Here is a 26,161-nt window from a genome sequence, read left to right on the forward strand (position 1 = left end):
AGCCGGATTGACCGCTTCGGCTCTATGACCGGCCAGACAGGACAGGGCGGAGAGAGAGGGGCGGCTATGACATCACTTCAGTACAGATGGCCTCTGTGAGCGATTATCCTGGTCTGATGTAACCTGGAAAGAAGAAGAGAGGCTATGAACATCCAACCGGTCATTGATAGCCTGAGCAAGACACTCCTGGAGATCGCTTCGTTCCTTCCTCGTCTGATTAATAGCTTGCTGCTGCTGGCCATCGGCTATGTGCTGAGTCTGCTGGTACGCTGGGGGCTGCGCTTTCTTCTGGAGCATGTGGGAGCGCAGCAGCTTGGGGAGCGCCTCGGCTTTGCCGCATTCTTACGCCGGCTTGGCCTCCCACCTTCGGTGCCACGCTTTCTATCAAACGCTGTTTTCTTTTTTCTGCTATTAAGCTTTCTTACTTCTGCCGCACATCTACTGGAGTTTGCTAGCCTGGTTGACTTTCTAGAGGCTATTCTGCATTTTGTGCCGCGGGCCATCAGTGCCGCCCTACTCGTGCTGCTGGGTGGTCTGGGCGCGCGTTTTCTGGCCACAACGGTGGCGGCCCTGGCCCGCAGTGTCAATATCGCCTACAGTCGCCTGCTGGCCTCATTAGTGGAATATGTCCTGCTGGCCTTTCTGGTAATCATCGCCATTTCGCTGCTCGGCATCGATACAACGGTGCTCACGACGAGCTTTACCATTCTGCTGGCGGCTCTGGGTCTGGCTATTGCTTTAAGCTTCGGCATCGGCTCACAAGAAGCAGCACGCAATATTATCGCTGGCTACTATATCCGCCGTCACTTTTCTTCGCGTCAAGAGCTGCACTTCGGCAGGTACCAGGGGCGTTTTCAAGCAACGTCGGGCATGTACACCACCCTGGAGATCAGCGACGAAACGGGTCAGACCCGCTTGCTCTCGATCCCGAATACGCTCTTTCTACGCCAGATTATTCTGGGTGGGCCAGCCAGCTCAGCGTCTGAAGCTGCTGAGGCTGCCGGCCCACAGGCAGGAAAGCCAGGATCATCGCCTACCTCCGGCACGGCCCCCTCAGCGTCGGATGCCGCTCATGAGAGCGAGCAGTGAGGGAGTAAGCATGGGGAAACCCGAGAAGAATCCCCAAAGAGCGAAAATAGTGGCATAATGAAGAGCGTTACGACCTGGATTCAGATCGCCCAGCAAAAGAGGAGTAGCCACAATGGCTGGAACGTTTCCAGAGGAGGGGCCTCCCGCCAGAGGCCCTTCTATTGAGCAACTGCTGCAAGAGCGCCACACCCGCGAAATTATCGATCAGAGTCCCGATTGCATTAAGCTGCTAGATCACGAGGGTCACTTGCTCTGGCTCAATCAGGGCGGTATCCGCGCTTTGGAGATCGAGGATGTTGCCAGCTGCCTCAATAGCGAGTGGGTGACGTTCTGGTCGGGTGAGGGGCGTCGCCTGGCCGAGCAGGCACTGGCAGAGGCCCGCGCCGGACGAGTGGGGCATTTCGAGGGCTTCTGTCCGACCATGAAGGGCACCCCTCGCTGGTGGCAGGTGACCATCACGCCTTTTCTTGATCATGAAGGACGCATCACCTGCTTGTTAGCCATTTCGCGCGATATCACCGAGCGCAAACAGGCCGAGGCGGCCCTCAAGGCCAGCGAGGAGCGCTTCCGCAGCCTGGCTGAACATGCCCCGATTATTATCTGGCAAACCGATACGACGGGATCTGCTGTCTATTTCAATACGACCTGGCAGCACTTTACCGGGCGCCCTTCAGCTCAGTGTCAGGGCTGGCAATGGACCACGACGATTCATCCGTCCGATCGTCGACGAGTGCTGGAGCACTGGCATATGGCCTTGACCACCCAGCAGCCTTACGAGACCCAGTTTCGCCTCTTGGGAGCCGATGGCGAGTATCACGATATGCTGGTTCGAACCACCCCCTACAACGATGCCAGCCTCCAGTTCGCCGGCTATATCGGCACTATGCTCGATATCAGCAAGCAAACAGCGCTTGAGCGCCAGCGCGATGCTTTTTTGAGCCTGGCCACCCACGAATTGAAGACGCCGCTGACGGCCTTGCTGGGTAATATTCAGCTTGCGCGCCGTTTGCTGCAACGGCTAGCACACTCGACAGAGCTGGATGAGGGAACACGCCTCCAGCTCTTTGAGCAGGCTCAGGGTCTACTAGAGCGCGGCGAGCAACATCTACGCCGTCAGAACCGCTTGATCAATGATTTGCTGGAGATGTCGCGCAACCAGGATGAGAGCCTGGAGCTGCGCCTGGCTCACTGGGACCTAGTGGAGATTGTGCGCGAGACAGTCCAGGATTTGCAGCTGGCTTTTCCGCAGCGCATAATTGCGCTCAAATTACCTGAGAAGGAGTCTCTCTTGGTTTATATCGATCGCGATCGTATCGAGCAGGTGGTCCATAACTATCTCACTAACGCGCTGAAATATTCGCCGCCTGAGCAGCCGATTGAGGTAGGGGTAGAGCGCAGCGCTATCGTTGCGCGCTGTTGGGTGCGCGACGCTGGCCCGGGCCTACCCGATGAGGCTCGCGAGCATATCTGGGAGCGCTTCTATCAGGTGCCTGGCATTCGTCCCTATCAGAACGCCGGCGCCAGCCTCGGGCTGGGCCTGTACATCAGTCGGCGTCTCATTCAGCAGCAAGGTGGCGAGGTGGGCGTTGAGAGTTGCGAGGGAGTTGGCTCGACCTTCTGGTTCACCTTGCCACTGGTTGTTCCTACAGAGGAGGCCAGGGAATCTATGCAACAGGCAGAGAGCAGGGAAGGAGCCGCTTAGGAGGATACGACGTCAGCCTCCCGGGACAAAGCGGCCCCTTCTTCTCAGCTTCTTGCCTTAACGAATCAAATAGGGAAGGCGAATCGCGCCATCGAGGCGGATGACTTCGCCGTTAAGCATCGGATTCTCGACAATGTGGCGCGCCAGCAGAGCATATTCCTCTGGCTTGCCCAGACGCGGCGGGAACGGCGCCTGTTGCAGAAGGGAGACGCGGGCCGGTTCAGGCAGCGCCGCCATCAGCGGCGTGTCAAAGATACCAGGAGCAATAGTGACAACGCGAATGCCATTGCGCGCCAGGTCACGGGCGACAGGGAGCGTCATACCGACAATCCCTCCCTTGGAGGCCGAATAGGCCGCCTGGCCAATCTGCCCATCGAAAGCAGCCACCGACGCTGTATTGATGATGACGCCACGCTCACCTTCAGTGTTCGGCTCGTTATTGCTCATGAGCTGCGCTGCCAGCCGCAGAGCGTTGAACGTACCGATTAGATTGACCTGGATGACCCGGGTGAAGGCTTCAAGACTATGGGGTCCGTGCTTGCCGAGCGTGCGCTCGGCAAGGCCAATACCGGCACAGTTGACAAGGACGTGCAGAGCGCCAAAAGCCTCTTGAGCCTCTTTAAGAGCAGCTTGAACTGAAGCTTCGTCGACAACGTTGGTTTGCACAAAGCGCGCCGCAGCACCGATCTCCTGGGCAAGCTTCTGGCCACCTTCACTGTTAATATCGGCGATGAGCACACGCGCACCGCTCTGGCTAAAGAGCCGCACACAGGCCGCCCCCAGTCCGGAGGCGCCTCCCGTCACCATGACGCTTTTGCCACTGAGTTCCACGTTGATACTCCCTCGTCATTGCTTTCATACGCTGACTGTGGACACCAGGTCAGGCCAGTGAGCGCGCTCTCTCCTCACCGGCTCCCCTCCTGCTCCCTCCATGCACTCAATGCATTGTTCACGCTCTAATGCTCTTATACCTTGCAAGGTTTTGATAGCTGCCGGGCAGAGAGGTGAGCCGAGGCTGAAGACCCTCACCAGGGGCCGGCTCCGCCTCTTCGCTGGCCTGGCATCCGTTGCCCCTTTATAACTACTACTATATCACGCCAGAACCAGCAGGCGGGTCCAGCAGTACACCGGGATTGAGCAACCAGCGCGGATCGAGCGCTTGCTTGGTCGCGCGCAGGGCCTCAGCAAAAAGCATGGGCCGCTCACGATCGTACCAGGGGCGATGATCTCGTCCGACGGCATGATGGTGGGTAATCGTCCCCCCATGCTCGGTCACAGCATTCAGGGCCGCGCGCTTGATCTCCCAGAACTGCTGTACCAGAGCCTCCTTCTTCCCAAGGGCGCAGAAGGTGAAATAGGCCGCCGCCCCGTCGGGATAGACATGCGTTAGGCGACAGCTGACCCAACCGGCTTTGCCGGTCACCTCGCGAATGGCCTGCGCAGTAGTGAGGCGTACCTGCTCATACAGGCGAGGAAAGCGCTCCCAGGTCACAGCGGTCTCAAAGGTATCCGTGATGATGCTGCGCGCCGTCATAGCCTCCCGATACCAGGGCATGCGCAAAAAACGCTGGCGCCAGCGGCCAGCAGCCCCCTGGCGGTGGCTCTCCCCCGGTCCGCTCTCACTCGCCTGCGACTCCGTGGCGCCCCCATAGTCGGCGCACAGTTCCAGCGCACGCTGCAGCCAGGGATCAAGCGCATGGTCCGCCGACTCAAAGGTCAGCACCAGGAACGCCTGCCTCCCATTGCCCAGACCACTGCCCAGGCTCTCCCAGGGGTCAAGCAGGCGACAGTTCGCAGGATAGAGGCCGGCCTGAGCAATGGCGCGCACGGCCTCGCTGGCCTTTTCAAACTCCTCAAAGCGCACGCTGGCCGAGGCACGGAAGCGCGGACGTCGCACAATGCGCACCCAGGCGCGCGTGATCAGGCCAAGAATACCCTCAGAACCAAGCCAGAGCCGCAGCGGGTCGGGTCCAGCCCCCGAGGCAGGGAAGCGCGGTGAGACGATCACCCCCCGCGGTGTGACCAGCTCGACACTCTCGACCAGATCGTCGATGTGGGTCGCCAGGGTCGCGAAGTGGCCACCAGCGCGCGTAGCGATCCAGCCCCCAAGGGTCGAAAACTCGAAGGACTGAGGGAAGAAGCGCAGCGTCCAGCCGCCGGGCCGCAATTGCTCCTCCAGCACCGGGCCGGCAGCTCCGGCCTCGATCAGTGCCACCTGTGATGCTTCATCTATCTCCAGCACACGCTGCATGCGTGTCAGATCAATGGTCAGCACCCGCTCCGCCACCGGTGGTGGTTCAACACCGCCCACGACGCTCGTGCCCCCGCCAAAGGGGATCGTGACAATACCCTGAGCATAGCACCAGTCGAGCAGGGCTGTGATCTCCTGAACGTTGCGCGGATAGGCCACCACATCGGGCGGATGAGAAAAGTCGCGTGCAAAGGCGCGGGCAGAGTCGGGGAAAGAAGCACCATAGGTATGGCGCAGTCGTTCATAGGGTTCCGTAGTACAAATGGCCGCGAGCTGAGAGGGGATGCTCAGACGCGGAGGAGGCAGATCAATCTCTTCCACCGTTGGTGGCGGGGTGACCTCGAACTGATCTACACCGAAGAAGGCCGCCCATGTCTCTTCGAGCCAGCTCAGTTCCTCCTTACTGAGGATGTCCCCCTCATAGCCCCAGCCCCAGAATTTGCGCCGTCTCGCGCTCATGCTTCTGCTCCTGACGCAGGAAAGACTGGAAAACGGGCAGGTTGGCAAGCCCAGCCCTTCTCTCCTGATTGTAGCACATGACCTCCCCCAGCCCTCCCTCACCTTCCGTCAGCGCTGCCCAAGTAGCAGGCCAAGCAGCAGAGCAGCAACCACCACGAGCAGGATGACAAGCATCAACGCCACGCCAAGTGGATGGCCTAGATTGAGAGTCCAGCCCATTCCTAAGCGCCTTTCTACAAACAGCGCAGGATCATCGCGGTTGATATAGACCAGGCCTCCTTTCCAGTAGCGATCGTCATCGCGCGCCACATAGTTTGTGCGCAGCGCGTAGGCCTGGGAGGGCCTGGCACGGATCAGATAGAAGACCATCAGCCCCCCCAGCCCAAGAAGTAGAATCAGCAGCAGGACTACCATGAGCATTACATTGAGATTTGTCGGTGGAATGACCTGCGTGAGCAGTAAGAGAATCAGCAAAAAGCAGAGATTCACGATCCCCAGCACGGAGGCCAGCAGATTGCGCAGCGCCTGCTGCCTGCGCTGCCGATCGCGACGCGCCTGCTCTGGGTCCGCAGGGTCGAGCTGCCGGCCCCCCAAAGGCAGCGCGAGCGCTAAACCAAGGAGCAGAATATTGAGCGCCAGGGCCAGCAAGGAGAACAAGAGTAGCTCCTGTTTTCCGCCCCAGCGATTCACCTGACCGTCGGGGCCAAAATGAAGAGGGATGCGCTCCGGCAGAACCGGATAACGTACGACCGTCACGACCCAGAGCGCTACCAGCAGCAGGAGATCCAGCCCAAGCCAGAAGGGCGAGGGCCAGCCGCGCTGCTCGGAGACTCCAACCTCAATCGCGACCGCCTGGCGGAGGCCCGCATACCAGCCCTCCTGCTCTTTGATACGCCGGAGCCTCAGATTGAGCAGCGCGTAGCTGATCCCCGCGATGGCAACTGTCCCTAACAGCACACCGAGCATGACCCAGATCTGCCCCCAGAGAGGCAAGAAGAAGGCCACCAGCAGGAGAACCAGCAACTCGGCCAATCCAGTCAGCAACAGCGCCAGGTGATAGCGTCGCCGGGACTGCGCAATCACCGCTTCGTTCACATGCGTCGGCGGGACGCGCACCCCGAAAGGCAAGGTTGGCAAGGCCAGATCTGGCCAGAGCCAGCAGATCATGACGATCCAGATGAGCATGAGAACATTGATACAGGTGTAAAGAGCATTCATGGCTTCTATGCTTTTCCCTCTTTCTCCTTCCTGCTGAGCCAGCTACCGATCGGGCTGTTCACGCTCAGTCAGTGTAGCCAGCACGCGCTGACAGCGCACCAGAATCTCTTCAGCGGGCAGTCCCTGAGCGAGCGCCTCCGCCAGCAGCGTGCGCAGGCGCGCCTCCCAATCCTCGGCCAGGCGACCACGCGGCTGGACCACTGCCCCCGTCTTGCGCCTCACCTGCAGAAAGCCCTCGCGCTCCAGCAGCTCGTAGGCTTTGTTGACAGTGTGCAGATTAATGCCAAAATCGGCAGCTAACTGCCGGATCGACGGCAGCCCCGTCCCCGGCAGCAGCTCGCCGCGGGCAATTCCTTCAACGATCTGATCGCGAATCTGCTGGTAGATCGGCTTCTCACTTTCGGGTTCGATGAAGATCAACATCGCCAGCTCGCCTTGACTTTTTGTTATATCTATTATATAACAAATGGCACAAAGAGGCAATCCCCCAGGTCGACCAGGGGATGAGGAAAGGAGAACGAGCGCCATCATGGAGAAAAGCCAGCGAACAGGAATCGTCGTTTACCTGCTGATCACTTTTGTAGGAGCCTGGCTTTGCTGGAGTATGGACATGCTCGCGAGGATACCAGTGAACAGCCCGTTCTTTCAAGTGCTTCTCTTGCCTGGCGGCTTGATGCCAGCCATTGCGGCCTTGATCGTGCGCCTGTGGGTGACGCGCGAAGGGCTGAGCGACGCCGGCTTGCGGCTCTCGCTGCGCGGAGGAAAGTGGCGTTACTATCTGATCGCTCTTCTGCTACCGCTCATTAACATGACTCTGATTGTCAGCGCTAGCTTGCTTCTGGGCATAGCCAGGCCAGATTTCACCTTACAGCACTTCTTCCAGCTCTATGCTCCCGCAGTTCACATTGGGCCTTTGCCCCTGGCGCTTTGGCCTGTGTTGCTGCTTCAATTGCTGATCTCAGCCGTGGTAGCCACACCGGTACTCTGGGGCGAAGAGTTTGGCTGGCGTAGCTATCTGCAACTGCGTCTCTTCGCGGGGCACCCGCAGCTAGCAGCGATCGCCACGGGAGTGATCTGGGGGTGCTGGCATCTGCCCCTGATCTTCATGGGCTACGAGGGCTACCCTAATCCCTGGTGGGGGGCAATGCTATTCATCCTGTTCACAATCGTGCTGTCGATCATCTTCGGCTGGCTACGCCTTAGCAGCGGTAGCATCTGGGCCAGCAGCCTGGCCCATGCCGCCACCAACACTATCGGAGGGAACCTCAGCGTGATGCTCTTCGCCGGCAACTCGCAGTTCTTCGTGGTTGCCGACAACGGCGTACTTTCCATCCTCCTGCTGGGCTGCCTGGCCTTCTGGCTTATGCTGAGCGGACGTCTCCAGGCGGGCCTGCAGACGAAGGCGGCCACTGCCGGAGCCAGGGCATGTCTGGTAGCTGGAAAACAACAAGAGAGAGCCAGCCAGTGACACAGCCAGTGGCAGTTGCCTGACCCTGGCTGGCTATGTCCGCGGCTTGCCCTCTCCGCCCACAGAGCAGTAAGCAGTGTGCTTAAATAGCGGGAACCACATCCCCACAGGCAATGATATCGCTATTGGCCTCCACCGAGGCTCCGCTGGCTTGATAGAGGACCAAATACCAACCACTGGCAGGAATGGCTTTGATCCCTTTCACCGTCAGACTGGCATCGGCCTCGCCACGCGCATTGGCCTTCAGGGGTTGGAGATTGTAAAGCAGCTGCCCCATGCTGCTGCAGCTGCCAGCATGCAGCTGGAAATCGTGGGTTGAGTCAGGAGCCAACCCGCTGACGGAGACGTGAATAGTGAGGGTGCGCTCCTCCAGGCGAAGCTGGGCCTGCCCCTTGATAGCCTGGTTGGGGGCAATATCTTCGCCCAGGGCCACATTGACCTGCTGCCGACTCTTGGGCGAGGAACCCGCTGGATTGCTGATGTCGCCACAAGAGATCGATTGAATCTGAGCTGCAGTCACGGCAGTCGGCCCATTGTGGACGTTGATATACCAGCCAGTCGCGGGAATGCCCTCGCTCTCACCTTTGAAAACGGCGGTAATGCTGGCCTGACCGTGCTCGTCGGCACGTAGCATCGGCAGGGGATAGACAACTGGTCCCGGATGCTGACAGCTCCCTTTGTGAATGTGCGCCGGATGACTGGTGCCCGGCACTAATCCCTGCATGCTGACTTTGACAGTCAGGCTATGATCCTGCGGTGTCCAGATCAGCTGCGCTGTCCCCGTCGGCATGTGCTTAAAGACGACACTGGCAAAGGTGGCCGCCACCGCTGTTCTGTTCGGCGCCGCTCCGCTGGAAGGGGTGGCAGCTCCACAGGCCACCAGCATGAACAGCAGCGCCAGCCCCCCCAGGGCACCAGCCCAGGCGGTAGCTCTCGATTTGAGAGCGTTCATGTTGCTTCCTCCTTTCACGACAAAAATGTTTTTCAACTATATAACGATATTATTGTGCTTTACTCATAAGTAGATTATAATAGCCTACACAATACGAAAGATATCAAAAAGATAAATACAAATGAAATAGATCTCTCCATTCGAGACTATACGAACAGGGAACCGCTGTCATCTTGACAAGAGCGCACCCCACGCCGTACAATTCTATCGTAATACGATAGAATTGCGTCCCAGAATGAGAGCGCTCATGTCATCCAAGCAGGACCCGCCCATCGACTACCGCGCCCTGGCTGAGTTCCGTTATCAGATCCGACGCTTCCTGCGCTTCAGCGAGCAGGTTGCACGTGAAGCCAGCCTGGAGCCGCAGCACTATCAGCTCCTGCTAGCCCTCAAAGGGCTGCCCGAAGGGCGCAAAGCTACCATCACCGAGCTAGCCGAGCGACTGCAGATCCAGCATCATAGCGCCGTTGAGCTGATCAACCGTCTGGTCGAGCGCGACCTTGTGAGCAAGCAGCGTGACATGCTCGATCAGCGCCAGGTCATTCTCTCGCTCACACCACGCGGCGAGGAGGTGCTGCAGACCCTGGCTGCCTATCATCGGGCCGAGCTGCAAATTATTGGGCCGGCATTGGTCGCTGCACTGAAGGCTATTCTCACGGACAGTGCCCTAGCCACCACGCTGCAGGAGAGTGAGTCTCATCACAAGAACATGGATCAAGAGGATCAAGTGGTTCAAGAGGATAAATAGCAATGATTGAACGTGATCTTGCAGGAGATCCGACAGGGCAGACCGCCGCCGGCGTGGGCCACCAACAATCAGGGCGGCGAGCGGGTTCCTGGCAGACCCTGCTCCAGGCATTAAGGGGCGAGAACCAGGAAGAGAGCAGCAGACCCCTGGGCGACTTTACCACCACGCCACGCGTCATCTTCATCGCGCTGCTGGCCATCGCCATCGGCGCCCTGGGAGCGGTCGTCGCTCTCATCTTGCTACGTCTCATCGGCTTATTTACTAATCTCTTCTTCTATCAGCGTTTCGATACCTCCCTGATCTCCCCAGCGAGCAATCGCCTTGGCCCTTTCGAGGTACTGGTTCCAGTCATCGGGGCCCTGATCATTGGCCTCATGGCACGCTATGGGTCTGAGCGCATACGCGGTCACGGCATTCCCGAAGCCATTGAGGCGATTCTCATTAACGGGAGCCGCGTGCAGCCGCGTGTCGCCTTTCTCAAGCCGCTCTCCTCGGCCATCTCAATCGGCTCCGGCGGCCCTTTTGGTGCCGAGGGACCCATTATTATGACCGGAGGTGCGTTTGGCTCGATGATCGCTCAGCTCTTCCATCTGAGCAGCGCTGAGCGCAAGACACTGCTGGTCGCCGGTGCCGCGGCAGGGATGTCAGCAACCTTCGCCTCGCCTGTGGCGGCGGTCCTGCTCGCCGTGGAGCTGCTCCTCTTCGAGTGGAAGCCGCGCAGCATGATTCCGGTGGCCCTGGCCAGTGCCACTGCCGCTGTGTTGCGGCGCTACCTGATCGGCATGGGGCCGCTCTTTCCAACGCCACCACACCCAGCCTTCATCGGCCCCCAGGCCATACTCTGTTGCCTCGTCGTTGGGCTGCTAGCTGGGGCGCTCTCGGCCCTGTTGACGGTGGCGGTCTACGCTTCAGAGGACGCTTTTCGCCGGTTGCCCATCCACTGGATGTGGTGGCCGGCCATCGGGGGGCTAGCTATCGGGCTTGGCGGACTGATCTTTCCCCAGGCTCTCGGCGTAGGCTATGACACGATCAGTGCCCTTCTTCAGGGCACTGTCCCTTTGACTATCATTCTGGGTGTTCTGCTGGTCAAATCGGCAATCTGGGCCATCTCACTCGGCTCGGGTACTTCCGGCGGCGTACTGGCTCCCCTCCTGTTGATGGGAGGCGCTCTCGGAGGACTGCTAACGCCCCTGCTGCCTGCCGAGGGGCCAGGTTTCTGGCCCCTTGTGAGCATGGGGGCTATTCTCGGCGGAACCATGCGCTCACCGTTTACCGGAATCGTCTTCATGCTGGAGCTGACTCACGATGTGAATGCCTTGCTCCCGCTGCTGATCGCGGTGACAATAGCCCACGCTTTTACGGTCCTGGTGATGCGACGCTCGATCTTGACGGAGAAGGTCAGCCGCCGTGGCTACCACCTGACGCGCGAGTACTCCATCGATCCATTAGAAATCATCTTTATCCGTGAAGTGATGCGCACGAGCATTGTGGCCCTACCCGCCTCGCTGCCTCAGAAAGAGCTGCTGCAATCGCTGAGACACACCTCCTCCCAGCATGGCCAGCGCCTCTACCCTGTAATTGATGAGCAGGCGCGCCTCGTTGGCGTGCTCACGCGGCGCGATTTAGAGCTGCTTGCTCACGAGGGACAGGCGGAGCAACAGGATGGGCACTTACTGGCTCAGGCTATCCGACGTCAGCCGGTAATCTGCCATCCTGATGAACCGCTGCGTCTGGTAGTCTATCGCATGGCCGCAACAGGTCTGACACGCTTGCCGGTGGTCGAGCGGGAGAGTAGGCGGCTGGTTGGTTTGGTCTCGATCAGCGATCTGTTGCAGGCCCGGGTGCGCACGCTGATCGAGGAGCAACGGCGCGAGCGTGTTCTGCGCATTCGTCTGCTTTTCCCTTTCGGGACACGACTACGCGCCTTGCGCCTGCGCGAGGAGCATCTGCCCCCACCCAATCGGGAAAGCAGCGAGGAGGAGCAAACGCATCGTTGACCAGCGGCGGCCCCGCGTCAGCCAAATCTGGTCAATAAAGCCAGACCCAGGCAGGCCAGCCATCCTCTGGCCTATCGACTTGCCAGCAACCAGACGCCGCGGCTACAGTGAGCCTGTATTGCGCATGAGGCCCCCATCAATGACAAAGGTGGCGCCAGTGACGTAGGCCGCGGCGTCCGAGGCCAGATAGAGGGCCAGAGCGGCTACCTCCTCCGGCTGACCCATCCGATGGAGTGGAATCTCCGCCAGCAGCGCCTGGTACTTCTGAGGATCAGCTTTGACATCAGCATCGATCGGGGTATCAATGGCCCCAGGGGCAATATTGTTAACTGTAATCTGATGAGGAGCCAGCTCCAGACAGATCGTGCGCGTCAGCATGCGCAGGCCTCCCTTGGCGCAACAGTATGGCACATTGAGCGGCATGGGCAGATCCTCATGAACCGAAGAGATATTGATGATGCGTCCCGCTCTGCCCTGCCTGATCATCTGACGGGCCGCCGCCTGGGCACAGAAAAAAGCTCCTTTCAGGTCGATCCCCAGCACCCGATCGAACTCCTCTTCGGAGACGTCAACAAAAGGACGATGGATCTCCATGCCAGCATTGTTAACCAGAATATCAAGGTGTCCGTAGTGCTCGACTGTCTGCTCGACCAGAGCCAGCGCCTGCCGATATTGCGCGACGTCAGCCTGCACCACCAGAACCTGCCCCCCGGCTTGTTCGATGAGCTGTTTGACTTCCGCGGCTTTCTCTGCAGCGTGGGCATAGCTAATGGCAACGCGCGCGCCTTCGCCAGCAAAGCGCAGCGCAATGGCGCGTCCGATGCCGCTGTCGCCTCCCGTGATCAGGGCGACTTTCTCATTGAGTTGCATACTCATCTTCTCCTTCTTTATGAGACTATTAGAAATTACAACAAATGATCCCGCACCTCATATCTCATCTACTCACCGATCGAGAGGTCTGGCCAGACTCCTCATTGAAGAACACGGTGGATCTGGGTCCCTGGCTCCGCCCGCAGCGTGCTCCAGGTCAATAAGAGCCAGCCGGGGCTGATCCTGCCTCGGTTTCACCTTCCCTATGGCAGAGTCACTGCGAGGACGCCCGCTGCGTGGAATCCTCGTGAGAGTGACTGGCGGGTACTGAGCGAGCGGGCAATATCGAGGAGGTTGCCCTTCCGGGTTGCACCGCCAGACAGCGGACAAGCAAGCGAGCGGGCGATGGCCTGCGGTCTTGCCCGCACATAATCCGAAGAGAGGAGAGGACGAAAGCAGACATGGCAGAGAGCAGCGTTGTTGTCGGCGTTTTCGAGGATGTCGACCAGGCCCGGCAAGCCTATGACAGCCTGCGAGCGCAAGGCTTCGGGGCTGACTATGTGAGCCTGGCTAATCCCCAGGAGATGGATCGGCCCCAATTGGACTTAAGGTATCTCATAGAAGCTGGCATTCCCGACGAAGAGGCCCGCTTCTATGCCCAAGAATTCAGCGAGGGGCATGCTCTGGTGACCGTGCGTGTTGCCGGACTGCCTCCGGCCAGCGCACGCAAGGCGGTGGCCCTTCTCCAAGGGCATGGCGCCTACGATGCCCATGCAGGCCGCGAGCGGCGTGGACCCTATGCTCCTAATATTCGTACTGAGCAGCCATCGCCCTTCTTCGACCTCACCTATCCCGAGGATCTGGCGCAGCCAGCCAGCGACCAGCCCCCGTCTCATAGGCAGGAGGAGAGGCCAGAGTAGTTCTACAAGGAGTGCTGAGACCCAGTCGTAGCGCATGATTTCAGCTTCCCAGCGCCGCTGAGCTGCCCTGGCTGCTCGGTGAGGCAATGGGCAGCCAGACGCTGAAGGTACTGCCTTCACCGGGCACGCTCTCGGCTCCGATGCGACCGCCGAATTGCTCGACGAGCGTACGGGCAATGGCCAGGCCGAGGCCGGTGCCCGGGCGCTGGCGGGCCCGATCCGCACGATAGAAGCGCTCGAAGATGTGGGGGAGATCAGCGGGATCAATGCCAATCCCCGTATCACTGACGCGCAAAACGGCCTCATGGCCGAGGCGCTCCAGCGAGACTACTACGCGCCCGGGTTGCTGCTCATTCTCAGCGGGGGTATATTTAAGCGCGTTATCCAGTAGGATAAGTATCAGACGCCTTAACTGCTCCTCTTCACCTCTTACACGTACCGGCTCAATATGACCTATTTCTAGCTTGAGCGGTGAATCCTCCGCCTGGAGACGAAGACGCAGCTGACGAATGAGATGCAGAACGATACGGTCTAGCTCAACAACTGGGGAGAGAGCACGGCGGCCATTGCTGCCAGGAGCGAGCGTCTCCTCGGGGTTCTGATGGGCGAAGCTACTATCGGCCCGGGCCAAGAGGAGGAGATCATCTACCAGGCGCGCAAGGCGCAGCGTTTCGCTATGGGCGTCGCCGAGCATGGTCCGCCGCTCTTCGGGCGGCAGCTCATCGATATGGCGCTGCAGGAAGGCAAGATTGCCCTGGATAGTGGTAAGAGGGGCACGCAGCTCGTGGGAAGCGTCGGCAATAAAGCGGCGCTGGGCCCGGACCGCGTGCTCCAGATCACTGAGCATTGCGTTGAATGAATCGATGACCAGACCGATTTCGTCGTGGCGGCGCGGACGTGGGACGCGCAAGCTCAGATCGCCGATACGGGTACCGCGAGCCGTGGCCTCCTTGATGGCGCGGGCTGTCGCTACGACGCCTTCCAGAGGGCGGAGCACATGACTGACAATGAACCAGCCACCCGCCAGGGCGCCGATCAGAATGACAGCGCTGGCTACCACGAGCAAAGTTTTGAGCAACAGGAGGATATTATCGACGTCATTAAAGGACTTGGCCACCAGCAGGAGACCCACGAGCGGCCCCTGGCAGGTGGGAGCTGCTGTCGCACTGACATTAGAAGGCAGCGCGTTCGCTGTCTTGGTCTGGCAGACAGGAAGCACGCCGACGTACAGTCGGTCGCCGTTGACTTCGGTCGTATACCAGGCCTCCTGGCGACGCAGGGCCGCATTCCAGGCTGCGCTATTGCGCGGCAGCATATTGAGCTGGCTGCCGTTCGAGGAATACAGGACCTGACCATTGGGGGTCAGGAGCGCAATCACAATTGGTGTGCGATAGAGATCAATATCGTGAAGGTCAGGATTGAGAGGCATATAAGGTGGAGTCGGTTGCAGCTGTCGCTCGACATCCAGCAGGGCAGCATGACCGACGACGCGCGTGTTTGTGACCACGCTCTGATTGAGAGCACTGCTTGCCAGGAGGAAAATCAGGGAGCCGAAGGCTACCAGTGTGATCGTCAGCAGTAGACCATACCAGAAGACCAGGCGCAGACGCAATGTGTGTGGCATGGCCCGCAAGCGGGCAGCCGCCCGACTAGCACCAATCTCACCCATACACTTCTTCCATTTTCCTTGAGTTCAAGCAACGCAGCCGTGACTCTGGTCGCAGCGCTGTCGGTTGCAAGAGGGTCCAGGTCAGCAACAAGTCCTGGCCGGCAAGAGTGGCCTCCGGGGCAAAGTCCGGCCTGCCGCTCACTGGAGGAACTTACTCTTTGAGTACATAGCCAATGCCGCGTACTGTATGGATGAGCCGCGGCTCGCCGCCAGCCTCCAATTTCGAGCGCAGGTAGCCAATATAGACCTCCAGCACATTGGAAGAGCCTTCAAAATCGAGACCCCAGACCCGTTCCATAATCAGGTCGCGAGTCAGAACCTGCCGCGGACGGCGCAGAAAGAGCGCCAGTAGCTCATACTCGGTCGGGGAGAGTTCGATCTCGCGCTGCCCACGGTAGGCGAGGCGCGTACCGGTGTCCAGGGTGAGATCGGCATAGCGCAATACCTCGCTACGCTCGGTCTGGCTACGACGCAGGAGAGCCATGACACGTGCCAGGAGTTCTTCGGGAGCGAAGGGCTTGACCAGATAATCGTCGGCCCCCATTTCGAAGCCCTTCACGCGATCGGGAATAGCGTCGCGCGCGGTGAGCATCAAGACAGGCATCGTATCGCCGGCGGCGCGCAGGCGGCGGACAACCTCCAGCCCGTCGATCCCGGGCAGCATGATGTCGAGGATCATTAGATCGGGTGGATGCTCCAGGCTGCGCATCAGGGCCTCATCGCCCGTAGCGGCGATGGCCACACTGTATCCTTCGTAGGCTAAAATTCTGCGCAGGAGATTGGTGATGCGTGGATCATCGTCAACAACCAGGATATGCGCCTTCATAGGCCTCTCTCCGGGCTACTGGTGAGTCGCCTTGGCCAGTGGCCAGTGACGCTACAGTCACCGTCGAGCCAGGCAAACGCCTTACCAGGATCTACTGAGTCATAGAGAGGGAGAGAGGGGGAACCCAACAAGCTGCAAGCGAGCGCACCCTTCTGCCTCCTTCCTCAGACCCAGTATGCCAGCTTCCAATGAATGAATCCTGAGAATCGTCTGAGATGGATCTGAGAGTGCACAGTAGTTTTTTTATTATAGCGTAGTTTGAGAGCGAGCAGCGAGAGTATCCTCCGCCGGAGAGGGGAGGACATGGAGTTGCGAGGCAGGAAAGCGGGAAAGAGCAAGGTTAAGGGGCGTGGCCCGGCTCTGTCCTCAGAGAGGCTGGCTTGCCGGGCCAATCAGCTCCAGCTCGTCGACGGGATCAGCCCTGTGGAGGGATGCCGGGTCGAGAGAAGGAACCGGGTGCAGCGCCTGGTGGCGTGGCGCCGCCATGCCACTGACCGACATAGGCGCGCAGCTGCTCAAGTTCTTCTCGGACAGGCCAGCGACCGAAAGCCAGAATACAGAGGGCTACTATATTAGCCACCGGAATCAGCATCAACAGGGCCCAGGCGCCGCTGTAGCCAGCTTTGGAAAAGATTTGCCAGAAGATCAGTACGCCGAAAACAGCAACAATCAACCCAATTATACAGGAAAAGAGTAATGTAGATGTAAAAGCTGCAGTGATAGAATCCGAGGACATTCCGTACTCCTTTCTCGTCGCTGTTGTAGGCTCAAGCTAAAGTCAGCATTAACCCTCATTATGACAAGTGAAGTGGGCCTTGCCGGTACTCGCGAGCGCCGCCGCGCTTGATAGGAGAGCAATCCAGTCCACTCAATGGGTAAACGCCAGAGAGCGTCTCTAATTGCAGACGAGCTTAGGACCAGCTTCCATAAAAAGCGGAGCCCTAGCCAATGGGCGGCTTATCTCCAGGCATCGTGGGATAAGCCTCTCCTGGAGAATGGTCAGGAAGGCGCGACCAGACAATAATGGGCTTTTTTCCTTCCCCACTGGCAACATAGACGGGAGCAATCCAGGGCAGATCAAACAGGTGCATATGACGGAGATAGAAGCGTATAATCGCTGTGAGCAGCCAGAACGGGAGAGGACCATCTACCACGAGTCCTTTGCCGCGGGGAATTGAGGGCAGAGGTAGCGGCTGAGGCTGCCAATACTCCAGACGTTTGCTGGGGAGAGAGAAGTCCAGCAAGCAGAAATCATCGTATTCCTCCACCCGCACGTGAAGATCAGGATGACTACCGTTGTCCGCCAGCTTGACTTCCACTGGTTGCACCCAGGCCAAGGGAAGTTTCGTATCAAAGAGATAGAACTCGGCAGGATAAGCAAAAGCGGCCAGGGCAGCGTAGAGCCAATTTGGCGCTCTGCCATACACAGCTAAGGGGGTCCCCGGAGAGAGCGACCGCAGGAGCTGGCTTAGCAAGTCTGGCTCCCAACGCTTCGCCTCTGGACGGAGACACGACAGCTCTTTGTCTAAGTCAACGACGGGCCTCACAGGGGCATTGTGGCGATATTCATTTTCAATTCTCTGCAGATCAGGCGTCTTGAAAAGAGAGGAGAGTCGTGCGATCAGCTCGTCAAGCACAGGACCGGGGGACACAGGCTTTTGGCGCTCCAGGCCACTGATGGTTCCTTCCAGCACCAGCTCGCGGCTACTCAGGCTCGACTCGCCTTTGAGCGTTGAGGAAAGATCAGCAAGCAGCTCCAATTGGCACGTATTGATGAAGTCAAGCCACTGTTGAGCCTCGACAGGCTGATCGGCACGCCGCAGGAGAATAGCATGGGTGCATTCTTCTAGCAGCACTTGATCAGACTCACATGGCCTCCCCCCGATGTCGACAAGGAGAGGAAGACGACGATGATGCAAATCAGCCTGAATACGAGCGCGAAAGCTCTCAGGCCAGGGACCCTCATGTTTCTGGCGAATCGAGCCGACCCGCTCTGGATCAGCGCTATAGAACCAGTTGCCTTCCCCATCAGGGCAAGCCCTGAGCAGATAATGGGGAATTTTCCGCTCACAGAGTGCCTGGCAGAGATAGTACGCCAGCACAGATTTTCCAGAGTGCGGTGTCCCAGCGATAAGCACTGCAGGGAGCGAAACCATCTGTTGCTACCTCCTTTTACAACATAGGAAAGTCTCTAACCAACAAAAGGAGCAAGATAATGGATAAAAAGCACGTACTGATCGCTACATTGGGGGGCCAACCCCAGATTGTGACTTTTACGCTCGATCTTCTCTTAGCCAAAGGGTTCCCTATTAGTGAAGTAGTGGTTGTCCACCCTGCCACCAGGGGAGATCTGCGCCTGAGTAAGGCGTGCAAACTGCTGGCCAGTGAATTCTCAGGTCATTATTACCGGGCAGCTCAGAAGACTATCTCCTTCTCGTCGCAAGCACTTGAGCTGAATGGACAGCCGATAGAGGATATTCAGACCGATCTCCAGATCGACGCCTCCCTCAACTTTCTCCAGCGCTTGCTCGGTGACTACAAACGCCGCGATTATGTGATCCACCTCTCTGTCAGCGGTGGTAAGCGCCTGATGACACTGCTGGCCATTTCAGTCGCCATTTTCAATTTCGGTCACCATGATCATATCTGGCATCTCTACACCCCCTGGGAAGTGCAAAAGCAGGTTGATGAAGGACGCCAGATGCACATTCCTCCTGACACAGGCCACCGGCTGATCAAGGTGCCCCTGCCCACGATAGGCCCTTTTCTCTACTCCCCTTCCCTCTCTTTCCGCGCCATCTACGAGCAGCAGCGTCAGCAAGCCGCTGCTGAGGACTGGCGTCGCTGTCGGACAGTGTTTAGCCAGGCCACTCCGGCGCAGCAGCGCGTGCTTCGCGCCTTCGCCAGAGGCCTCCGCCCAAAGCAGGTCGCAGAAGAGCTGCACCTGAGCGAGACGACCGTTCATTCTCACAAGACAGTCCTGCTGAGCCTGTGTCGTCAAGCCTGGGAGCTTCCTGAGCAAGACTCGCTGGACTACCACTTCCTGCGTGAGAAATTCGCCCGGATAGTAGAGCAGGAGCAAGACAACGATACTATCCTATAATGATACGGGTCTTCCAAAGACATTATGAGAAATTTCATCGCCTTTGAGGAAGCTTCCCCTGACCTGCTCGAGTATAAAGAGATTAACAGTTCTTCGCAAACTGGATCGTACTTTCTGAGTTGAGAGCAACTCGTCCGTCCCTTTGCCGCTTGCAGCTCGCTCAGCTCAGACGTCTGCCTCTGAAAAAGAGAGGAGAAGGAGCTGGTCCTCATGGTAACGATGATTGCTTTGATGGGCGAACAAACCCTACCTAATTTCTTACCACTTCTCCATTACAAACCCGCTCACGTCCTTTGTTTGTACACAAGCACTACCCGCCAGGCTTTTGACAGATTTCAGAAAACTGTCCAAAAGCATGGCGACCTTAATTGCGCTGTCAGCGGTCTCTGCGTAGAACCATATGATCTAGACAAAACAGCAAATGCATTAAAGAAATACTTGGAGCCAATGCAGCTAGCAGGGCAGGATTGCCTGTTCAACCCGACGGGCGGGACCAAGGTCATGTCATTTGCTGCCTACCAGGTCGCCCAGGAATGGCAAGCCCCCATGTGCTACTTCCAAAGCGAACTGAAACAGGGTAACCTTATAGAGTATGAGTGGCAGAACGGTAGACCTCAGCAGGTCAGGCTCAGTGATCTTTCTTGCGAGCAGCTCACCCTTGAAGACATCCTGGACTTACACCTCGGACCAGGTAAGTGGAGTGAAGATGCAAAAGGAAAAGATGACGAAGGCTCCCGTTTCGAGCAGACCCTGGCCGATCTTTTGAGAGCCGATGGCTATGAAGTTCGTCAGCAAGTGCACATTGGGGACAGCCAGATCGAGATAGATATCATGCTACGTTTTCGGCAGCGGTATGGAGTGATTGAGATAAAGCATAAAGAAAAAGCACCAGCAGGAAAGCAAGTAAACATCGATACAAAAGCCATCAAGCAGCTCGCTACCAGTACAAGGCAGCTCGGCACCTATGTACAACGCTTCTATATTCTAAATGTGCCTCTCCCGTCGATCCATAAAGAACTCATTGAGCTTACAGGTATCAACACGATTGTACTAGAATCCTATAGAGATGGGAAACTCTCCGAAGAGGATCGCCAGAAATTCCTGAGCGAGATCGCTCAAGTGCTACGCTGAGGCGAGAGGGGGCTGCCACCCCCTCCGAGTTCTGCTCATCTCTTTGGGAAAGACCCACTCAAGCGACACTTCGCCAATACAGGAGAAAGGCCGTGATTATCTTAAATTTTGCTCACCCATTGACCGAAGAGCAGCTGCGTCAGATCGACGAGCGCCTTATCGTGCGAATCGAAGAGGTCCGCTCTATTCCCGTCCGCATTGATGAAACCAAAGAACTGGCCCCCCAGGTGGTAGCCATCGCCAATCGAGCCAATCTCACAGCCGAAGAGTGGCAAACGCTTCCCATCTTGATCAACCCTCCCGGCTACTCACCTGTAGCGACAGCCTTGCTGGCCGAGCTTCATGGGCGCATGGGTCACTTTCCCTCAGTCATCCGTTTGCGCCCTCGCCACCACGGAGCTACCGACTACGAAGTAGCTGAAATAGTCAACCTGCAAGAGCTGCGGGATCAGGCACGCATGCGTCGCCTGGCTAATCAGCACACTGATCGTTAGTGATCGGATGCAGGCCGCCTCCACCGCCGCACAGCTCAGGAAGAGTCTGGCACCCTCCAGTAGACAACGGGCATAATTAAGATGAGGGGACTGTTCCAACAAGTGCGAGGCTCGGCTGGCGTACCTTCTCCTGCCCGTAGGGTATACTCTTTACAGAGGGTCTAACCTCCTCTCGGCCTATTTCATCGACTGCTTGCTGCGCCAGCCGAAGCAGGCAGGAGACGGACCACTTACTAGCCTTGTCTTGGAGACGACTCGATCCCAACGGAGAAGATGGGCAGGCAGCTATGCATGAAGACACTCTAGGACACGACCAGCCTCCCCAGTCACACGGGCCACATGGCAGCGTCCGGCGCATCTATCGTCCTCCGGCGACCAGACAAACTATGACCGTAGCCTGCAGCACCTGCGGGGCCATCTTTGCCCCCTCACACCTGCACTCAGAGCTACACCTGGCCAGCCCTTCTGTGCTTGAGGCTGCCCTGATGAGCATGTCCCATTTCTGCTTCCGCTGCCGCCGTGCCTCCTGCCCCGAATGCTGGGACCATGTGCACCGCCTCTGCGGCGCCTGCGTCGCAGAGCTTGGCCTTCCCTTCCGCCACGAGGTCCCCCCGCTGGAAGGTACCCTTTTTCCTCCCGCAGCCCCAGCCCTTTCTACTACTCCTTCCTCTTCCGATCCCTACACCTGTCAAGCCGACAACAGCGGCCCAACACCCGACCCTCTGCTCACCTGTGTTCAGGCTGGTCGCTTCCGCACTCCCAGCTCCCCCTCAACCTTCATTGCAGCGATCGAGACGGTCGAAATGCAGGGAGTCCTGCCCCCAACCAGCCCAGGCCCAATCACGTCGGAAGCCTATCCCTCACCCTCCGCCGCTGCCCCATCAAGCAGTCCAGCTACCCCTGAGAGCACCACCGCGTCTTCCACCCACGATCTCCCTGCGAGGGAGCAAGCACCCCTGCGCCCACCGCTAGCCTCGTCTGCGGCCACCGCCTTACCCTCGCAGCAGGCTACCCCCAGCCACAATCTACCTTCCTCCCCACTGCTCACTTCCCAAGCAACCTCCAAAGCCGCTTACCACCAGGCGGACCCCATTGCCACACCCAAGGCCCTCCCCCATGCCACAAGGAGCGTATTTCCTCTCTGGCTCTCTCTACCTCTGCTGGCCCTGCTCACACTTGCTCTGACAGCGGTCTTCCTCTCCGAACTCTCATCCGCCTTTGATGCCCTGCTGCTCAGAGCCATCCACATTGATATTCGTGGGACTATCAACCTCTTCCTCCAATGGATACAATGGTTTCACTGAACATACACCTGAAGGCACCAGGCGAGGAGAGCCGAACCTTTGTCCGCCTGCTATACCGCTCGGGCGGCCAGCACCTTGAGCCAGACCAAGCAGCCCGCTGGATAGAGGAGGCTTTCCCTGGTGGAATGTACGAGAGAGGATTGTGAACAATGGGACAATACATTCTTGTCGACGGCTACAACGTGATCCGACGCAATCCACAGTTCCGCGCCGCTCTGGCTCACAGTCTGGAAAGCGCCCGTCAGCTGCTGATCACCCAACTCGTCCACCGCTACCGCCATACTCCCTACCAGGTCACGGTCGTCTTCGATGGATCAGGCAAACACGAGCAACACCTCTACGAGAGACGTATCCATATTATTTACTCACAACACGGCGAAAACGCCGATCAGGTCATCGCTCGCCTCGCCCGCGAGGCCAGAGCCGCCGGACACGAGGTCCAGCTTTTTAGCGACGATAGCGAAGTACGTCAGGCCGTCATCCGTCAAGGCGGTCTGGCCGATTCCACTCAGGGCCTGGCCACTCGTCTGAACGCTCCTCCACGCCGTCTGGCCCAGCGCTTCGCCCACCAGATGCGCATGCGTGCTCTCTATGGACTTGACCCTTCCTTCAAGCTGGAAGACTACGAAGATGAGCCCCCTTTTCCCAGGCACCGTCGACCTCAGCGCCACCAGCACCGAGGCACCCCCAAAAAAAGACGCTACTGAAGCGACCTCACACCAGCCACCAGCCTGGCAAACTGTTCAGCCGCTTCAGCAGCGCTCGGCGGGCCCGCTCTCCGTCCTTCCAAGCCATCGCAGGGCCGCCTGCAGAGAGCCATAGCGAGTCACCTCACAGCTGACTCACCAGATTAATGGGAGGTCTCGGGCACCCGCTCGTGCCCCTCCTTTCCGACGGTTTCCCCCACCAGAACGGCCTCACGCCGGACCGGTGACGGCAGCGGTGGCTTGCGGCCAAAGCGGGTACGTAGGACAAAGAGCAAGCCCTCCAAGACGATGGCCTTCGACATCTTGGACTGGCCTAGCCGCCGATCAACAAAGACAATCGGCGTCTCAACAATGCGAAAACCCTGGCGCCAGACCCGATAGACTAGCTCGACCTGGAAGGCATAGCCACGCGAGCGAATCGAGTCGAGATCGATGCTTTCAAGGACCTCACGACGGTAACAGCGATAGCCAGCTGTACAGTCGCGCACCGGCAGACCCAGCACGGTACGCGCAAAAATATTGCCACCACCACTGATCAAGCGTCGTAGGAAAGGCCAATTGGGCGTGGCCCCACCATTGATATAGCGCGAACCAATCACCAGATCGGCCTCTTCAATCAAACGCAGAAAGTCGGGCAGATAGCGCGGATCATGCGAAAAGTCCGCATCCATCTCAAAAGCGGCATCATAGCCATGTTCCAGGGCATATTTGAAGCCTGTGATATAGGCTGTGCCCAGTCCGAGCTTTCCTGGACGATGCAGTACATGCACCCGCGCATCCTCTTTGGCTAGCTCATCAGCCAGCTCTCCCGTACCATCAGGTGAATGGTCGTCCACAATCAGCACATCCGTCGCTGGAGCATAGCGAAAGATCTCCCCAATCAGGGGGCGCAGGTTGTCTTTCTCGTTGTAGGTAGGAATGATAATCAAGGTTTTCATCATCGATTGCTCACTCTCCGTTGCTTAGAGGTACCGATGCCCGGGATAGATTGTAGCTTCCATCGGCTTCAGACAACATTGCGTCAGAATCTGCAGTTGTCGAGAAATACAGCTTTCCTTCCTCATAAGCCTCTGGCACGAAAAGTTTCTTGTATTGAGTAAGACGCAAAACAAGCAATGCGATAACACCGAGCGCCAGACCAAACCACAGCGTACAGAAGCGAATCAGCAGAGTTGCAGTGCCACCAATGACAGAGGAGGAGGAAACCAGCAGGCGGATCAGACCAAGTAAGCTACCATCGGCGGTGCCTAGACCACCCGGCAGGCCAGAGGCTGAACCGACCAGGGAGGAGACCGCCAAAATAAAGGTGGCCTTGAGCAAGAGGTCAGGCGAGGCCGGCACTCCTAGGCCGAGAAAGACAAAATAGAGCGCAAGACACTCCCCCGACCAAGAGAGAAAGCCAATAGCAATGGCCAACAACAGAGGCCGCCAGCGGAGCAATATATAGGCGCTCTCATAGAAAGCACGCAGTGGCTGCGTCAGGCGCGCCAACAGAGGTAGCCGCTCGCCAGTCGCGAGTATCCTCAAAGAGAGAGTACGATGCTGGATCAGCAAGATGCTTCCTAAGCCCACCACAAGAAGAGTCAGCAGCACTTCCCAGCCAAAGCGATAGAAAATCAGACCCGTGGCAGCCAGGAGGAGCATCGCCAGCCCATCTGAAAGCCGCTCGGCCATGATGATCGGGGCCGTCCGGCTGATTGGTTCTCCCACCGCACGCTTGAGAAGATAGGACTTCAGCAGCTCTCCCACCTTGCCCGGCGTGATGGCCATCGACAGCCCCGATAGAAAAATCAGAAAGCTAGTCAGGCGCGGCAGGCGAATCTGTAAACGCTGGAGATAATATTGCCACTTGACAAAGCGGAAACAGTAATTAAAGAGCGTCAAAGAGAGAATCAAGGGCAGGAAGGACCAGCGGAAGCTTGCTAGCGCGCTCAACATGCGCGGGAAGTCCGCATAGAGACCTATCGCCACCAGGACGATAAACGCCAGCACCAGAGAAAAGACTATGCCTGTACGCACAGTCCGAAGCCGGCTCGCAGTCAACATAGGCCGATGATCCTCCACTTGCTAGGACGGGAGCGCGTAAAGCACCACAACGATTACTGCAGCACAGAGCCCGACTGCCGCCAGCGTGGGGCGATCACGCAGCAGCACCTCCTCGGGGCTGCCCCCTTCCATGCGCATATAGACCAGATAGAGATAGCGGAAAAGCCCATAGAGCACCAGGGGGATCGTGACCATGAGATGATGATCTCCCGTTGGACCCTGGAAGGTATAGAGGCTATAGGCCATGACCGTCCCAGCAGCAGTAATGGTGATCATCTGGTCCAGCAGGGGCAGACTGTATTCCTTCAGGATCTGCCGATGAGTGCTGGCCTCGCCCTGCAACAATACAAGCTCATGCCGCCGCTTGTTGAGAGCCAGAAACAGCGAGAGCAGAATAGTTACTAGATAAAGCCAGGGAGAGATGACGACTGAGATGACTACAGCTCCCGCCAGAATACGTAGCAAGAAACCGCTCGCTATAATAAATACATCTAGCAATACGACGTGCTTGAGCCACACACTGTAGAGCACCATGAGGACTACGTAGGTTGTTAGCACAAGGGCGAAGAGCAAATCACCTCCACCGAGGGAGCTATAAGGGAGATGTTGGCCTCCTAGCGGAATGGCAAAAATAGCCAGCGTGAGCAGCGTCGCCCCCACCAAGAGACCCCCCATGGCCACCCAGGCCCAGGAGATTGGTAGACGACCCGAGGCCAGGGGACGATTGCGTTTGCGAGGATGACGCCGGTCGCTCTCTAAATCAAGTAGATCATTCAGCAAATAAATAAAGCTTGAGACAAGGCAGAACGCTATAAAAGCGAGCAGAGCATGGATCAGCGGAGTAACTTCCAAAAGACGCTTCGCAAAGAGAATGCCCACAAAGATCGCCAGATTCTTGGTCCACTGGCGCGGACGCAGAGCCTGCAGCAAAGCCCCAAGACGAGCCCAGCATACCACCGTCCTCTTGGCCGCCACCTCCTCCCCCCCGCCGCTGACCAATGTCGCGTTTTGCTCGACCGGCTGCGATTGCTCTCTTTGATCGGTCAACGCTTCGTTCAATGGTCAAACGCTCCCTTCGCTGCCTTTCAACTGCACAATCCTGCAGGGCAACTACCCTGACCTTTGTGTGAAGACGAGCAGTGGGGAAAGGGAGTAACAGACCTGGCAGGAAGTCCGCCTTCTATCTCAGCCCTGTCCCCTTGGCTCACCTGGCTCAACCTCTTCTCCCACCTTTGTTGATCTTCAGCCGGCAAGGAGACAAAATCTT

General features: G+C 58.1%; 24 protein-coding genes. 11 read left to right on the plus strand and 13 right to left on the minus strand.

Annotated elements, in window-relative coordinates; all coding sequences use genetic code 11:
* The first annotated feature begins 144 nt into the window (after positions 1 to 144).
* Both KTAU_RS03325 and KTAU_RS03330 read left to right on the plus strand, forming a co-directional pair.
* A complete protein-coding gene (locus tag KTAU_RS03325) occupies positions 145 to 1,089 on the plus strand; it encodes a mechanosensitive ion channel family protein (RefSeq protein ID WP_151727016.1) in 945 nt (314 codons plus the stop codon).
* 112 nt (positions 1,090 to 1,201) lie between these two features.
* Positions 1,202 to 2,791 (plus strand): PAS domain-containing sensor histidine kinase, encoded by a 1,590-nt coding sequence (locus KTAU_RS03330; RefSeq protein ID WP_151727017.1) that lies wholly within the window; start codon positions 1,202 to 1,204, stop codon positions 2,789 to 2,791.
* A 57-nt stretch (positions 2,792 to 2,848) separates the two neighbouring features.
* On the opposite strand, the gene KTAU_RS03335 is transcribed toward KTAU_RS03330, so the two are convergent.
* The 4 genes from KTAU_RS03335 to KTAU_RS03350 all read right to left on the minus strand — a co-directional run bounded on the left by KTAU_RS03335 (position 2,849) and on the right by KTAU_RS03350 (position 7,142).
* Positions 2,849 to 3,622 carry a 3-hydroxyacyl-CoA dehydrogenase gene (locus KTAU_RS03335; RefSeq protein WP_151727018.1) on the minus strand — a complete coding sequence of 258 codons (774 nt, stop codon included), beginning with the start codon at positions 3,620 to 3,622 and terminating at the stop codon, positions 2,849 to 2,851.
* A 256-nt stretch (positions 3,623 to 3,878) separates the two neighbouring features.
* Complete coding sequence (locus tag KTAU_RS03340; RefSeq protein WP_151727019.1) at positions 3,879 to 5,501, minus strand: FAD-binding oxidoreductase; 1,623 nt, start codon at positions 5,499 to 5,501, stop codon at positions 3,879 to 3,881.
* A gap of 108 nt (positions 5,502 to 5,609) precedes the next feature.
* Positions 5,610 to 6,719, minus strand: coding sequence for a DUF1648 domain-containing protein (locus KTAU_RS03345; protein ID WP_151727020.1), 1,110 nt, complete (start codon positions 6,717 to 6,719; stop codon positions 5,610 to 5,612).
* 42 nt (positions 6,720 to 6,761) lie between these two features.
* Positions 6,762 to 7,142: a GntR family transcriptional regulator gene (locus KTAU_RS03350; RefSeq protein WP_151727021.1), complete on the minus strand. Its 381-nt coding sequence runs from the start codon at positions 7,140 to 7,142 to the stop codon at positions 6,762 to 6,764.
* Positions 7,143 to 7,248: 106 nt separating this feature from the next.
* Here KTAU_RS03350 and KTAU_RS03355 point away from each other — a divergent pair, with 106 nt between their 5' ends.
* Positions 7,249 to 8,187, plus strand: coding sequence for a CPBP family intramembrane glutamic endopeptidase (locus KTAU_RS03355; protein WP_170293020.1), 939 nt, complete (start codon positions 7,249 to 7,251; stop codon positions 8,185 to 8,187).
* A gap of 82 nt (positions 8,188 to 8,269) precedes the next feature.
* Here the strand turns inward: KTAU_RS03355 and KTAU_RS03360 are convergent, their stop codons facing one another.
* A complete protein-coding gene (locus KTAU_RS03360) occupies positions 8,270 to 9,139 on the minus strand; it encodes a CHRD domain-containing protein (RefSeq protein ID WP_151727023.1) in 870 nt (289 codons plus the stop codon).
* 247 nt (positions 9,140 to 9,386) lie between these two features.
* Here KTAU_RS03360 and KTAU_RS03365 point away from each other — a divergent pair, with 247 nt between their 5' ends.
* On the plus strand, positions 9,387 to 9,887 hold the full coding sequence (locus KTAU_RS03365; RefSeq protein ID WP_151727024.1) for a MarR family winged helix-turn-helix transcriptional regulator: 501 nt from the start codon (positions 9,387 to 9,389) through the stop codon (positions 9,885 to 9,887).
* 2 nt (positions 9,888 to 9,889) lie between these two features.
* Complete coding sequence (locus KTAU_RS03370) at positions 9,890 to 11,884, plus strand: chloride channel protein (protein WP_151727025.1); 1,995 nt, start codon at positions 9,890 to 9,892, stop codon at positions 11,882 to 11,884.
* Between the two features lie 102 nt (positions 11,885 to 11,986).
* Here KTAU_RS03370 and KTAU_RS03375 read toward each other — a convergent pair whose 3' ends face one another.
* The gene (locus tag KTAU_RS03375; RefSeq protein WP_170293022.1) at positions 11,987 to 12,754 is read right to left on the minus strand and encodes an SDR family oxidoreductase; all 768 of its coding nucleotides are present in this window, start codon (positions 12,752 to 12,754) and stop codon (positions 11,987 to 11,989) included.
* A gap of 401 nt (positions 12,755 to 13,155) precedes the next feature.
* On the opposite strand from KTAU_RS03375, the gene KTAU_RS03380 reads away from it, so the two are divergent.
* Positions 13,156 to 13,614: a hypothetical protein gene (locus KTAU_RS03380; RefSeq protein ID WP_151727027.1), complete on the plus strand. Its 459-nt coding sequence runs from the start codon at positions 13,156 to 13,158 to the stop codon at positions 13,612 to 13,614.
* A gap of 40 nt (positions 13,615 to 13,654) precedes the next feature.
* Here the strand turns inward: KTAU_RS03380 and KTAU_RS03385 are convergent, their stop codons facing one another.
* From KTAU_RS03385 to KTAU_RS03400, 4 genes are all read right to left on the minus strand, one after another.
* Positions 13,655 to 15,283, minus strand: a complete 1,629-nt coding sequence (locus tag KTAU_RS03385; RefSeq protein ID WP_151727028.1) for a sensor histidine kinase — start codon at positions 15,281 to 15,283, stop codon at positions 13,655 to 13,657.
* A gap of 151 nt (positions 15,284 to 15,434) precedes the next feature.
* Positions 15,435 to 16,109, minus strand: coding sequence for a response regulator transcription factor (locus tag KTAU_RS03390; RefSeq protein WP_151727029.1), 675 nt, complete (start codon positions 16,107 to 16,109; stop codon positions 15,435 to 15,437).
* A 415-nt stretch (positions 16,110 to 16,524) separates the two neighbouring features.
* The gene (locus KTAU_RS21860) at positions 16,525 to 16,845 is read right to left on the minus strand and encodes a DUF805 domain-containing protein (protein ID WP_170292938.1); all 321 of its coding nucleotides are present in this window, start codon (positions 16,843 to 16,845) and stop codon (positions 16,525 to 16,527) included.
* Positions 16,846 to 17,050: 205 nt separating this feature from the next.
* Complete coding sequence (locus KTAU_RS03400) at positions 17,051 to 18,265, minus strand: CRISPR-associated protein Csx3 (protein ID WP_151727030.1); 1,215 nt, start codon at positions 18,263 to 18,265, stop codon at positions 17,051 to 17,053.
* Between the two features lie 59 nt (positions 18,266 to 18,324).
* Between KTAU_RS03400 and KTAU_RS03405 the strand changes: the two genes are divergently transcribed.
* The 5 genes from KTAU_RS03405 to KTAU_RS03425 all read left to right on the plus strand — a co-directional run bounded on the left by KTAU_RS03405 (position 18,325) and on the right by KTAU_RS03425 (position 22,848).
* Entirely contained in the window at positions 18,325 to 19,212 is an 888-nt protein-coding gene (locus tag KTAU_RS03405) for a CRISPR-associated ring nuclease (protein WP_151727031.1), read from the plus strand.
* A 210-nt stretch (positions 19,213 to 19,422) separates the two neighbouring features.
* Positions 19,423 to 20,343, plus strand: a complete 921-nt coding sequence (locus KTAU_RS03410) for a restriction endonuclease (RefSeq protein ID WP_151727032.1) — start codon at positions 19,423 to 19,425, stop codon at positions 20,341 to 20,343.
* 92 nt (positions 20,344 to 20,435) lie between these two features.
* Positions 20,436 to 20,837: a CRISPR-associated protein Csx15 gene (gene csx15 / locus KTAU_RS03415; protein WP_151727033.1), complete on the plus strand. Its 402-nt coding sequence runs from the start codon at positions 20,436 to 20,438 to the stop codon at positions 20,835 to 20,837.
* Between the two features lie 287 nt (positions 20,838 to 21,124).
* Entirely contained in the window at positions 21,125 to 22,141 is a 1,017-nt protein-coding gene (locus tag KTAU_RS03420; protein ID WP_151727034.1) for a hypothetical protein, read from the plus strand.
* Positions 22,142 to 22,290: 149 nt separating this feature from the next.
* The gene (locus tag KTAU_RS03425) at positions 22,291 to 22,848 is read left to right on the plus strand and encodes an NYN domain-containing protein (RefSeq protein ID WP_151727035.1); all 558 of its coding nucleotides are present in this window, start codon (positions 22,291 to 22,293) and stop codon (positions 22,846 to 22,848) included.
* A 143-nt stretch (positions 22,849 to 22,991) separates the two neighbouring features.
* Here the strand turns inward: KTAU_RS03425 and KTAU_RS03430 are convergent, their stop codons facing one another.
* The 3 genes from KTAU_RS03430 to KTAU_RS03440 are packed head-to-tail and all read right to left on the minus strand — an operon-like array spanning position 22,992 to position 25,953.
* Positions 22,992 to 23,789 carry a polyprenol monophosphomannose synthase gene (locus tag KTAU_RS03430; protein WP_228026295.1) on the minus strand — a complete coding sequence of 266 codons (798 nt, stop codon included), beginning with the start codon at positions 23,787 to 23,789 and terminating at the stop codon, positions 22,992 to 22,994.
* A 7-nt stretch (positions 23,790 to 23,796) separates the two neighbouring features.
* Positions 23,797 to 24,894, minus strand: a complete 1,098-nt coding sequence (locus KTAU_RS03435; protein WP_151727036.1) for a lysylphosphatidylglycerol synthase transmembrane domain-containing protein — start codon at positions 24,892 to 24,894, stop codon at positions 23,797 to 23,799.
* Positions 24,895 to 24,915: 21 nt separating this feature from the next.
* Positions 24,916 to 25,953 (minus strand): decaprenyl-phosphate phosphoribosyltransferase, encoded by a 1,038-nt coding sequence (locus KTAU_RS03440; RefSeq protein WP_228026296.1) that lies wholly within the window; start codon positions 25,951 to 25,953, stop codon positions 24,916 to 24,918.
* Positions 25,954 to 26,161 lie beyond the last annotated feature (208 nt).

It is taken from the genome of Thermogemmatispora aurantia (assembly GCF_008974285.1).
Classification (GTDB): Bacteria; Chloroflexota; Ktedonobacteria; order Ktedonobacterales; family Ktedonobacteraceae; genus Thermogemmatispora; species Thermogemmatispora aurantia.

Excerpts from the sequence above, each read along its gene's own strand:
- KTAU_RS03355 (WP_170293020.1), top strand. The coding sequence starts at position 7,249 with ATGGAGAAAAGCCAGCGAACAGGAATCGTCGTTTACCTGCTGATCACT.
- KTAU_RS03385 (WP_151727028.1), bottom strand. The coding sequence starts at position 15,283 with ATGGGTGAGATTGGTGCTAGTCGGGCGGCTGCCCGCTTGCGGGCCATG.
- KTAU_RS03360 (WP_151727023.1), bottom strand. The coding sequence starts at position 9,139 with ATGAACGCTCTCAAATCGAGAGCTACCGCCTGGGCTGGTGCCCTGGGG.
- KTAU_RS03350 (WP_151727021.1), bottom strand. The coding sequence starts at position 7,142 with ATGTTGATCTTCATCGAACCCGAAAGTGAGAAGCCGATCTACCAGCAG.
- KTAU_RS03425 (WP_151727035.1), top strand. The coding sequence starts at position 22,291 with ATGGGACAATACATTCTTGTCGACGGCTACAACGTGATCCGACGCAAT.
- KTAU_RS03430 (WP_228026295.1), bottom strand. The coding sequence starts at position 23,789 with ATGATGAAAACCTTGATTATCATTCCTACCTACAACGAGAAAGACAAC.
- KTAU_RS03390 (WP_151727029.1), bottom strand. The coding sequence starts at position 16,109 with ATGAAGGCGCATATCCTGGTTGTTGACGATGATCCACGCATCACCAAT.
- KTAU_RS03325 (WP_151727016.1), top strand. The coding sequence starts at position 145 with ATGAACATCCAACCGGTCATTGATAGCCTGAGCAAGACACTCCTGGAG.
- KTAU_RS03330 (WP_151727017.1), top strand. The coding sequence starts at position 1,202 with ATGGCTGGAACGTTTCCAGAGGAGGGGCCTCCCGCCAGAGGCCCTTCT.
- KTAU_RS03375 (WP_170293022.1), bottom strand. The coding sequence starts at position 12,754 with ATGCAACTCAATGAGAAAGTCGCCCTGATCACGGGAGGCGACAGCGGC.
- KTAU_RS21860 (WP_170292938.1), bottom strand. The coding sequence starts at position 16,845 with ATGTCCTCGGATTCTATCACTGCAGCTTTTACATCTACATTACTCTTT.
- KTAU_RS03420 (WP_151727034.1), top strand. The coding sequence starts at position 21,125 with ATGCATGAAGACACTCTAGGACACGACCAGCCTCCCCAGTCACACGGG.
- KTAU_RS03405 (WP_151727031.1), top strand. The coding sequence starts at position 18,325 with ATGGATAAAAAGCACGTACTGATCGCTACATTGGGGGGCCAACCCCAG.
- KTAU_RS03370 (WP_151727025.1), top strand. The coding sequence starts at position 9,890 with ATGATTGAACGTGATCTTGCAGGAGATCCGACAGGGCAGACCGCCGCC.
- KTAU_RS03380 (WP_151727027.1), top strand. The coding sequence starts at position 13,156 with ATGGCAGAGAGCAGCGTTGTTGTCGGCGTTTTCGAGGATGTCGACCAG.
- KTAU_RS03365 (WP_151727024.1), top strand. The coding sequence starts at position 9,387 with ATGTCATCCAAGCAGGACCCGCCCATCGACTACCGCGCCCTGGCTGAG.
- KTAU_RS03410 (WP_151727032.1), top strand. The coding sequence starts at position 19,423 with ATGGTAACGATGATTGCTTTGATGGGCGAACAAACCCTACCTAATTTC.
- KTAU_RS03340 (WP_151727019.1), bottom strand. The coding sequence starts at position 5,501 with ATGAGCGCGAGACGGCGCAAATTCTGGGGCTGGGGCTATGAGGGGGAC.
- KTAU_RS03345 (WP_151727020.1), bottom strand. The coding sequence starts at position 6,719 with ATGAATGCTCTTTACACCTGTATCAATGTTCTCATGCTCATCTGGATC.
- KTAU_RS03400 (WP_151727030.1), bottom strand. The coding sequence starts at position 18,265 with ATGGTTTCGCTCCCTGCAGTGCTTATCGCTGGGACACCGCACTCTGGA.
- KTAU_RS03435 (WP_151727036.1), bottom strand. The coding sequence starts at position 24,894 with ATGTTGACTGCGAGCCGGCTTCGGACTGTGCGTACAGGCATAGTCTTT.